6 protein-coding genes are annotated in these 10,358 nt (G+C 74.7%); 2 read left to right on the top strand and 4 right to left on the bottom strand.

Annotated features, from left to right (window positions below):
• Window positions 1-458, top strand: a 458-nt coding sequence (locus AAHZ94_RS19940) for a DUF3574 domain-containing protein (RefSeq protein ID WP_349994331.1), incomplete at its 5' end; no start/stop codon positions are given.
• A gap of 40 nt (window positions 459-498) precedes the next feature.
• Here the strand turns inward: AAHZ94_RS19940 and AAHZ94_RS19935 are convergent.
• The 4 genes from AAHZ94_RS19935 to AAHZ94_RS19920 all read right to left on the bottom strand — a co-directional run bounded on the left by AAHZ94_RS19935 (window position 499) and on the right by AAHZ94_RS19920 (window position 6,993).
• Window positions 499-2,997: an Hsp70 family protein gene (locus AAHZ94_RS19935; RefSeq protein WP_349994330.1), complete on the bottom strand. Its 2,499-nt coding sequence runs from the start codon at window positions 2,995-2,997 to the stop codon at window positions 499-501.
• Window positions 2,978-3,715, bottom strand: coding sequence for a hypothetical protein (locus tag AAHZ94_RS19930; protein WP_349994329.1), 738 nt, complete (start codon window positions 3,713-3,715; stop codon window positions 2,978-2,980). Before AAHZ94_RS19930 ends, AAHZ94_RS19935 begins: the two co-directional genes overlap by 20 nt.
• Before the next feature lie 121 nt (window positions 3,716-3,836).
• Window positions 3,837-5,675 (bottom strand): hypothetical protein, encoded by a 1,839-nt coding sequence (locus tag AAHZ94_RS19925; RefSeq protein ID WP_349994328.1) that lies wholly within the window; start codon window positions 5,673-5,675, stop codon window positions 3,837-3,839.
• Between the two features lie 469 nt (window positions 5,676-6,144).
• Entirely contained in the window at window positions 6,145-6,993 is an 849-nt protein-coding gene (locus AAHZ94_RS19920; protein WP_349994327.1) for a PaaX family transcriptional regulator C-terminal domain-containing protein, read from the bottom strand.
• Between the two features lie 174 nt (window positions 6,994-7,167).
• Here AAHZ94_RS19920 and AAHZ94_RS19915 point away from each other — a divergent pair, with 174 nt between their 5' ends.
• A complete protein-coding gene (locus AAHZ94_RS19915; RefSeq protein ID WP_349994326.1) occupies window positions 7,168-8,814 on the top strand; it encodes an acyl-CoA dehydrogenase family protein in 1,647 nt (548 codons plus the stop codon).
• Window positions 8,815-10,358: the final 1,544 nt, after the last annotated feature.

Below are 10,358 nucleotides of genomic sequence, written 5' to 3'. Positions count from 1 at the left end.
CCCCCCCCGGCCCCCCCCCCCCCGCTGGGCCCCCGGCCGCCCCCCGCGCGGGGGCCCCCCCGGCCCCCCCCCCCACGGGGCCCCGCGCCCCCGCCGCGTCCGCCGCGCCGTCCTCCGTGCACCGCGGCGCGGCGTACGTGGAGACCAGGTTGTTCTTCGGCACCGCGCGGGCCGACGGCCGCCCGCCGGTCACCGACCGGCAGTTCAACGACTTCGTCGACCGCGCCGTCACCCCGCGCTTCCCCCAGGGCCTCACCGTCCAACGGGGCCGCGGCCAGTGGCGCGACCAGCACGGCGCCATCGAGCGGGAGCGTTCGTACGAGCTGATCGTGCTCTACCCCCGGTCGGAGGCACGGGTGCGGGACCGTGACATCGAACGCATCCGCGCCACATACGAGCGGGAGTTCGGCCAGGAGTCGGTGGCCCGGGCGGACGACGACGCCTGGGTGGACTTCTAGACCCCACCGCGAGGTCATCCCGGGCCGTCACCGTGCGACGTCACCCCGCGGATTCGACGGTGCTGCTGAGGTCGATGGGCGGCGGCGGGCCGGGCAGCAGGTCGCCGAGTTGGAGGTTGATCGAGCGCAGGCGTTCCTGTTCGCCCCGGTCGCGGGCGGCTTCGCCCTCCCGGATCAGCCGCTCCGCCTGGGCCGGGTGCCGCATGGCCGCCCGTTCCTGCACCAACTGGTGGAAGACCAGCGGCTGGAGTGCCCCCGCCCGGTCCAGTACCCGCGTCAGGTGCTCGCGCAGCCGGTCGCAGCGCATCCGGAGCGGGCCCGCCTCCCGGGCCTCGATCGCGTCGTTGATCTCCTGCTCGAACACCGGCAGCTCACCCCGGTCGCTGGCGCTGCCGTGCGCGGCGATGAGGTCGCGGGCGGCGATGACCAGCGACTCGGCCTCGCCGACCAACTCCGGCCAGGACAGCTCCTCTTCGATCGCGTCGACGGCAAGCCGCAGGTCGCGCAGTCGGCTGTCGGCATCGGCCGCCGCGCCCTCGTCCGCCCGCGCGGCGGCCAGCAGCCGCGTCAGGTCCTCTTCGATGGCCTCGTCGACGATGCGCTGGAGTTGCAGCTCGACCACCGGGCTGCGTACGCCGCGCTGCCGGTCCCGCAGATGGGCCAGCCGATCCCGCTCGGCGGCCACCTCGTCCGCCAGCCGTACGGTGTCCAGGACGGGTTCGCTGAGCAGGCTGACCGTGGTCTCGAACGTCTCATCGAGCAGCGGTACGAACGCGCTCACCCGCACCAGCCGGGAGGCGTCGATCTCGATGGTCAGATGCACCTCGCTACCGGCCGGAACGGTGCGGGCCACCTCCGCCGCGCCCACCTCGATGCGGCCGATGGTGCGGTTGCGGTCGGCGCGCGGCTGCTCGCCCTCCAGGACCGGGATGCGGATCAGCCCGCCGGCTTCGCCGCGCTGCACGGTGAGCGTGGTGCGCAGCGGCGTGGTGCGGCGCACCGGGAGCCTGGCCCCGCGTTCGACCAGCGGACGCACCTGGTTGTCGGCGAGCCCGACACCCACCGCATGGGTGAGCATCGGCTCGGCCTCCACCGCGCCGACGGTGTACGTGAGCAGGTCGGGTGCGGTGGGGCGGCGGGTCCCTGAGGGGTCGGTGAGCCGGAGGTGGAAGGTGTTCTGCCGGCCGCGTTCGGCCCGTAGCGTGGCGGTGAAGGCGCCCTGGTCGGTGAGGGTGAGCCGGCCGCTGCGCCAGGGCGGGTCGGACTCCTCGTTGACCAGTTCCACGCTCCAGCCGGCGGCCGGGGCGCCGTCGGGCGTGGTCACCCGGGCCACCACGACCGGGTCCAGGTCGGGGCCGACCCGCGGGTACTCGCACCGCACCGTGCAGGAGCCGGGCTCGGGGACGGCCGCGCCCCAGCCCGCAGGCAGTGGCTGGGCGCCGGCGAAGACCGCGGCCCCGCGGGCCACCACGGTCATCGGGTCCTGGGTGAAGTCGAGCGCCGCGCCGAGCCCGCGCTGCCGGTCGGCGACCCGGTCGCGGAGGTACGGCATGGCCGTCTGGCCGCCCACCATGATCACCTTGTCGATGTCGGCCGCGCCGAGGTGGAGTTCCTCCAGCGCCGCGCGGCACAGGTTGACCGAGCGGGTGATGAACGGCTCGGCCAGCCGCTCCAGATCGGCCCGGGTCAGGTCGTACTCGAACTCGTGGCTGCGGCGGGCGTCGTCGGGCAGGTCGGCGAGGGCGGTGACCGTCGCCGCCCGCGAGAGGCGAATCTTCGCGGCCTCAGCGGCCCGCTTGAGCGCGGCGATCGCGCCGAACCAGCGCGGGTTGCCCCGCTCAAGACCGGTCAGGCCGGGCGACTGGCGGACCGCCGCCGGGATGAAGAGCTCCTCCACGATGCGCCAGTCGAGGAGTTTGCCGCCCAGCGTGTTGTCCCCGCGGTGGCCGACGACGGAGAACTCGCCGTCCCGCAGCCGGATCACGGCGGCGTCGAACGTCCCGCCGCCGAAGTCGTAGACCAGCCAGGTGGCGTTCTCGTCGGTGGCCTGGAAGCCGTAGGCGTGGGCGGCGGCGGCCGGCTCCTGGAGCAGGACGGTGTGTTCGAGCCCGGCGAGCGCCGCGGCCCGCTCGGTGGCCGCGCAGGCGCTGAGGTCGAACGCGGCCGGCACGGTGATCACCGCGGCCCTGACGTCCTCGTCCAACCGCCCGGCGGCATCCGCCCGCAGGGACTTCAGCACCTCGGCCGACAACGCCTCGGGCGACAGGGTGCGGCCGGTCGCGGCGAACCGCTTGTCCTGGCCCGCCGTCCCCATCCGCAGCTTGAACTCCAGGCAGGTGTTCTCCGGGTCGTGCTCGCTGCGCTCGCGCGCCGACTGGCCCACCCACAGGCGCTGACGACGGTCGATGGCCACCGCCGACGGCGTGGTCTCCTGCCCGTCGTTGTTCTTGATCACCTCGGTCTGCACGCCACGCAGCACGGCGACCGCGCTGTTGGTCGTACCCAGGTCGATCCCCAGGTCAACGGTGGTCCTGCGCACGGGTCGGCTCCTCTCCGGCGTTGGGTGTGTCGGTGTGGGGTGTTTCGGCGTCGGTTGTCTCGGGGTGGGGTGTCTCGTTGTCGGGTGCTTCTGCGTTGGGTGCTTCTGTGTTGGGTGTCTCGACGTTGGGTGTCTCGACGTCGGCGCTGGGGCTGGTGCCGGCACCGGGGCTGGCCTCGGCTTCGGCCGCGCCGTCGGCCGCATCCGCGTGCTGCCCGCCGTCGGCGGGCGCGGGCGGCGGCTTCGGTACGGACTCGGCGGGGGTCTTCGGTGGGGACTTCGGTGGTGGCGGCGGCTGTTCGGGCGGGGTGCCCACGATCACCTCGCTGAGGGAGATGGCCTCCCCGTGCAGGAAGACGGCGGGCCGCACGGTCTCGGTGATCACCTCGCGCTCCAGGCCGGGCGTCGGCTGGTAGGCCAGCACCTTGAGGCGCAGGCCCGGGTCGTAGGCGACGCCCTCGTACGAACTGGTCTGCACGCCCGCCTCGGCGAGCGCGTCCATCACCGCCTGGGCATGCCGTCGCACGCTCGGGGTCACCTGGTCGGCGGTGGCCACCTTCTTCCCCAACCGCCATACGGATACGGCGAGTTCGGTGATCCTCCCCGGGTCGATGGGCAGCGCGTTCGGGGCGGCTGGGTGGTGCTGGCCGACGGGGGTGGCCGGCTGGTGCGGGGTGCGGGTGGGTTTGGGCGGTATCACCGGCCCGGTGGACGTCATCGATGGCCCTTCCTTGCGCGTCGGGTGCGGGGCGTACGGGAGAACGGCGGCGCCGGGCTCCGGCCCGGCAGCGGCGCTCGGGACGGCGGGGCCGGTCGGTCGACCGGGCGCGCGCCAAGCGTCACCACGCGCGGCGCCGCAGGGCGAAGCCGCAGGCCAGCACGGCAAGGCCGATGCCGATCCACATGTTCCGCGCGTCGGGCATGAGGTACGCGACGACGTAGCACCCCAGGCCGAGGGCGATCAGCAACCCACCGCAGACCCCGGCACACCCGAACGTGACCTTCCGGGGGCGGCCCCACGGGACGCTGCTCCGGTCGAAGTACAGGGCCCGGCAGACCGGGCAGCAGGCGAACGCGCCCCCGTACTCGCCCCTCCGGTACACGATCTCCACCTGGTCATCCGGTACGAGCTGATCGCACACGGAACACCTGATGCCCTCGGCCGTCCCCGGGATGCGCACCGAGTTGTCCTCGTACGGGCCGGGCGGGGCGTGCCGGGTCCGGTCGAGCGCGGCGAGTTGCCGTTCGATGGCCTCCCGGGTGCGGCCGGTCCGCGCGTACGGCAGGGCGGCGCGCAGGCCCTCACAGGTCGCCTCGCGCTCCCCCGTGGCGCGCTGGAATCCGATCAGCAGGATGCAGGCGACGGCGGCGACGCTGTCGGCGAGTTCGCTGTGGTCGAGCCCTTCGACCGGGACGCCGGGCAGTTCGTCCAGCAGGCGCAGCCGCGGGCCCGCGGCCCGGATCAGGGCGCGGGCGTAGCCGGCGCCCCGGCTCGGGAACCGCTCGCCGCGGTCGGCCGCCTCCGCGCAGGCCAGGCCGATGACGTTGGAGATCAGTACGGCCAGATCGCGATCGATGGGGGTACGGACGTGCCCGCTGGCCGCCAACTTCCGTGCACGCCGCAGGTGTTCGATGGAGTGGTCGAGGTGCGGGCCGCGTACGGCCGGCTCGGCATCGGCCGACTGGTTGGCGCACCGTACGGCGTGCTGGTGCACCGCCGAGGCAACCGCGTCCGCCGAGTCCTGGCTGAGCGGGTGGCCCTGGCCGAGGACGGCACCCAGCACCCGCAGGTCGTCGTCGGTCTCGGTGAGCAGTGCCGCCGCGGCCAGGTCGTGGGCGGCCGGCTCGTCTGCCGTCCGCTCGCGCTCGCGCTCGTAGCGGCGCCGAACCCGGGTGGCGAGCGGGTCGACGGCCCGGCGCAGTGCCGGATCGGCGCCGCCCACCGGGTCGAACTCGCGCATCAGGGCGATGTGCCGGTGCGGATCGGCGCCCTCGGTGGCCCAGGCCACGACCGCCCTGGCGTGGGCGGCCAACAGCAGCGCGGGCAGGGCCCGGCGCAGCCGCTCCCCGCTCCAACCGCGCAGCCGGGGGTCGTCGAGTACGCGTATCCGCTGGTCGAGCCAGCCCCAACAGTCGTCGTCGGCCAGCACCCGCCCCCAGTATGCGTAACTCGTGGCCCAGCGGTCGGCCAGCAGTCCGGCGTGCTCGGCGGGGGTGTGTTCCACGGCCTTGGCGTGGCTGAACACGGCCAGGTTGTGCACGGCTGCCGAGCGGCCCGGTGCGCCCGGCGGGCCGGCTGCCAGGGCGCGCCATCGGCCCGGCGCCGCGTCCGGATCTGCCTCGGTCTCCGGCGCCGTCTCCGGGTGTTTTTCGTCGCCCGGCAGCGGCCAGAGCCACAGGAACTCGTCGCTCAGCCGTATCAGCGGGTCCTCAAGACGGCGCAGCGCCTCTCGCACTTCGGCGTGGCCGGGCGGCGGGGAGGGCGGCAGCACGCCGGGCGCCAGCGGCTCTTCGGCGCCCAGGGCTTCGGCGGCACGCAGGCGTTCGGCGCGCCGGCGGACCTGGCGTGGCGTCGCGGTGACCGGCAGCGCGGCGACGCGGAACGCGTTGTCCCGGTACAGGGTGCCGTCCGCGCCCACCGCGCCATCGGGCCAGTCGGGCGCCCCCTGCTGCACCATGCTTCCCCCTCGCTCCCCCCGCGCCGGGTTGACCGGGGTAGCGGCACCCTGCCAGCGCGTCCCCGGGACCCCTCCCGGGGACGCGGTGGGGCCGGGGCCGGGGTCACCGCGCGGCGTAGCGCCCCGGGGCGGTGGGGGCGGGGCACCGCACGGCGTGACACTCCCGGACGATGGAGTGGCGGGGGTGGTCGTGCAGCCCGAGGCAGCAGCGAACGACGGTGACGGCCGTACGGATCGGGGTCGGGGACGCGACCGTACGGCCCGGGGCCACAGCCGTGACCCAGCCCTGGCCCACGGCTGTGGTCGTACGCCCCGAAGCAGCCGTGCCGGCGGCGACCGTACGACTGGCGGCACACCACACCAGCAGTGCACCGCGATGCATCCGCCGACTTCGGCCGGCTAGCGCGCAAGCCACCCAGCCGCCATCAGCCGGCCGACGGCACGCCCCTCCCCACGGGCACGGGGCAGCTCAGCCCGCGTCGCCCCACACCGCCGCGCGGAACTCCGCCTCGAACGCCCCGTAGCCGGCCCGCAGTTCCTGGCCCGGCCAGTCGGCGGGGAGCAGCGGCGCAGGGAGCACCGGGTCGGCGAGCAGTTGGCGCACCATCGCGGCGGCCACCTCGAAGCGGCCGGCCAGGGTGTCCGCCGCGGTCAGCGCGGTCAGTAGCCATCTGGCCTGGGCCGCCCAGCCGTCCAGGTCCCACAGGCGCGCGGCGAGTCGGGCCGGGTCGTCGTCGGGGACGCCGGTCAGCCATGCGCACTGCTCGGTGGCGGCCGGTGGGCGCGGGCGCTCCAGGTTGGCCGGGCGCAGCCAACTCCCCTCGCGCAGTTCGGCCAGCCGCAGGGTGCCCATCGCCTGCCGCAGCGCGGCCCGCTCGGCCACGGTCCGCCGCTCGCCCGTGACCAGGGCGATCTCCCAGTCGCCGGTCCACTCCCGCAGCACGGGCGCGCGGCTGTCGTCCTGCCGGGCCTGGCGGGCCAGCAGCCGGGCGGACAGCCGGTATCTGCCGTAGCGCTGTTCCAGGTCGCCGGCGGCCACCATGCGGGTGAGGGCGACGCGGATCGTGCCGTCCGCGGTGCCGAAGACCTGCCCGGCCCGTACCAGGGCGCGTGCCGGCAGTTCGGCGGGGTGGTGGCCGAGCAGCGTGCTGAGCACGATGGAGCGCGCGGTCAGCGGGCGCAGCACCGGCGCGCCCGCCGGGGCCGCCGAGTCCACAGCGTTCGCCGCACCCGCCGCGCTCGCCGAGCGGCGTTCACCGCCTCCGCCCGCCCGGTCCGTCCCGCCCGTCCGGCGCGCCGCGCGCTGCGTCTGGTCCATGCCCTCGTCGCCTCCTCAGGCTCTCGCCCGGATGCGCGAGCCGCCGCGCGGGGCCCGCGCATCCGGCCGGGAACACCCGGAATACACGGCCCCATCCTCGTGCATTACGCTTCCACATCACGCATCATGGAAATGTAAGACCTGAGGTCGCATCCCGCATCCCTGGAGGTCGCCGTGAGTCCCACCCATGAGGTCCTCAACCAAGCCCCGCCGCTGACGGATTTCAGCACCGCCGACGAGGCGGGCCTGCTGGCGGCGCTGCGGCGGGACGGAGGTGGTTGGGCCGAGGCCGAGGTGCTGGAGCTGGGCGCCCGGGCGGGCTCGGCCGAGGTGCAGGAGTGGGCGCGGCAGGCGGAGGAGCACCCTCCGGTGCTGCACACCCATGACCGGTTCGGGCACCGGGTGGACGAGGTGGAGTTCCATCCGGCCTGGCACCACCTGATGACCGAGGCGGTCGCGTCCGGCCAGCACGCGGCGGCCTGGGCGGAGCAGCGGCCGGCCGCCCACCTCGTCCGGGCCGCGAAGTTCTATCTGTGGGCCCAGGCCGAGGCGGGCCACGGCTGCCCGATCTCCATGACGTACGCATCGGTGGCGGCCCTGCGCGCAGCCCCCGAACTCCTCGCCGCATACGGCCCGTTGCTCACCTCCACCACGTACGACTTCGGGCTGCGGGCGCCGCTCACCAAGCGCGGGCTGATCGCGGGCATGTCGATGACCGAGAAGCAGGGCGGCTCCGACGTACGGTCCGGCACCACGACAGCCACCCCGACGGCCGACGGCTCGTACGTGCTGACCGGCCACAAGTGGTTCACCTCGGCGCCGATGAGCGACGTCTTCCTCACCCTGGCCCAGGCGCCCGAGGGCCTGACCTGCTTCCTGCTGCCCCGGGTGCTCCCCGACGGCAGCCGCAACGCGCTGCGGCTGCAACGGCTGAAGAACAAGCTGGGCAACCACTCCAACGCCTCGGCCGAGATCGAGTACGAGCAGGCCGTCGGCTGGGTCGTGGGTGAGGTGGGGCGCGGGGTGCGCACCATCGTGGAGATGGTCAACATGACCCGCCTCGACTGCGTCATCGGCTCGGCGGCCGGCATGCGGGCCGGACTGCGCCAGGCGGTGCACCACGCGGCGCACCGGCGGGCCTTCGGCGCCGCGTTGATCGACCAGCCGCTGATGCGGCACGTGCTGGCCGACCTCGCGGTGGAGTCGGAGGCGGCCACGGCGGTGGCCCTGCGGCTGGCCGCGGCGCTCGATCGGGCGGAGGCCGGCGACGCCGAGGAAGCGGCGCTGCGCCGGCTCGGCCTCGCGGTCAGCAAGTACTGGGTGTGCAAGCGCGGCAGCAGCCACGTCGCGGAGGCGCTGGAGTGCCTGGGCGGCAACGGCTACGTCGAGGACTCCGGCATGCCCCGGCTCTACCGCGAGGCACCCCTCCTGTCGATCTGGGAGGGGTCGGGCAACGTGGCGGCGCTGGACGTACTGCGCGTGCTCCAGAAGGAGCCCGCCGCGGTGGCCGCCTTCTTCGCCGAGGTCGAGTCGGCGGCCGGGGCCGATGCCCGGCTGGACGCGGCGGTGGCGCGGGTGCGGGATTCGATCGGCCAGCTCGCCGATCCGGTACGGGCCCAACTGCTGGCCCGGCGGCTGGCCGAGCAGATGACGCTGGTGCTCCAGGGTTCGCTGCTGGTGCGGTACGGCCACCCGGCGGTCGCGGACGCCTTCTGCGCCTCGCGGCTCGGCGGCGACTGGGGCCACGCGTTCGGCACGCTGCCTCCCGGCACGGACACCCGGGCCGTCATCGAGCAGTCGCTGCCGAAGGAGATCCGTTAGGCCGGCGGCGCACCGCGACGGCCGGTTGGCGCGGGCCCGGGCCGCCGGGCGCCCGTCCACCGGGCGCCTGTGACCAGGCCGTTCGCCCGCTCCGGCGCACCTCTGGGCGGTTCGGACTCCGGGGCACACCACCGGGTGACGACCCGGCGGGCGGGCTCCGGCACGGGCGGCGACGGCAGGGACGCCCGGGGCATATGTGCACGCGGAACGGTCCATTCAGCGAACTGCCGACCCACCCATTGCACACAGGACCCGCAAACCATGCACGCATAAGTTTCAGCACATCGAGCGAATTCCTTCACACCTTGGTGTGTCCCCTGGACAGCTCACGCAGCATGATCGCGTGAATCAAAGGCACTGGGTAACCCGCTTGGGGATCAGCGTCGCGGCCGTCGTCCTCGCTTCGTCCGAGGCGGCGGCCGTCTCTGGTGCGAACACCGCCGAACGGTCGTTCGCCGCGGGTCCGTTGCCGGCCCTGCGGCCGGCCGCCCATCAGTCGCCGGGGCCCGCGGCGCCGCCTGGAGCGTATCCGCCCCGCCTGCCGTCCGTCGGGCCGGCTCCCGGTGCCATGCGGCTGCCGCCCCGCCCGACTGCCCCACCGCCCGGACGGACCCATCCGGCGCCGGCCCCCGCAACCCGGGGACACGCCGCGGCCAACCCCCCGACCGCGCACCGCCCCGCACCGGCCACAGCAACACCGCCGGGCGGCCGGCCGACGCACGCCGTTCCTGACCGTCCCCTTCCACACACCCTCGTTCCCGACCGCGCCGTTCCCGACCGCGCCGGGGCGAGCCGTACCGCGCCCCCGCCGCCCCACCGGGCCCGCCCCGCTGTGCCGGCGCCCCGCGACAACCCACGCGCAACGCCGGCCGAATCGGCCCTGCCGGCCCCGTCAACTCCGCCGGCGCGGTCGGCCCCGGCGCCGGCACCCCCACCAGCCCCACCGGCAACAGCCACCGCCCGTACGCGAGAGGACAACCGGGCCACGGCCACGCCCGGCCGTCCGGCGCGGCTCCCACACGCCGCTCCGGCCCGGCAGTCGGTCCCCGTACGGCACTCCGCACAGCGGCGGCACCCGGCGCCCGGGCCCTTAGCCTCGTCGTCCGCTCCCCCGGCCGCCCCGCCGCGCTCCGCGCCACCCGCCGTCGGCGCCCGCACGCCGTCCGCGCCCGCGGTACGCACCTCGCCCGCGGCGCTGCATCCGACGTCGGGACCGAGCCCCGCGCCCACCCGCACCAGCCACAGGAACACCCGCACCGGGCACGGAAGCACCCCGTCGCCCGGTCCCGGGCGCCACACCGGCATCGATCTGGATCTCGACATCGACGACCTGTCGCTGTCGCTGCACGCGGGGCGAGACAGGCTGTGCATCGTCATCACGGCCGGCGGGATCACCCTGGTCATCCAGCACGGCCACTGCCACTGCCACTGCCACCATCCCAAGCCCCCCTGCCCCACACCCACGCCCCAGTGTAGTAAACACAAAAGTAGCGACCGGCCATAAAACATTTATATATATCCGATGTCCCAGAAAAATAAAAAAA

The sequence above is a fragment of the Streptomyces sp. HSW2009 genome, assembly GCF_040240285.1.
GTDB lineage: Bacteria > Actinomycetota > Actinomycetes > Streptomycetales > Streptomycetaceae > Streptomyces.
This window is presented reverse-complemented; position numbering and strand designations above follow the sequence as displayed.

Excerpts from the sequence above, each read along its gene's own strand:
- AAHZ94_RS19925 (WP_349994328.1), bottom strand. The coding sequence starts at position 5,675 with ATGGTGCAGCAGGGGGCGCCCGACTGGCCCGATGGCGCGGTGGGCGCG.
- AAHZ94_RS19920 (WP_349994327.1), bottom strand. The coding sequence starts at position 6,993 with ATGGACCAGACGCAGCGCGCGGCGCGCCGGACGGGCGGGACGGACCGG.
- AAHZ94_RS19930 (WP_349994329.1), bottom strand. The coding sequence starts at position 3,715 with ATGACGTCCACCGGGCCGGTGATACCGCCCAAACCCACCCGCACCCCG.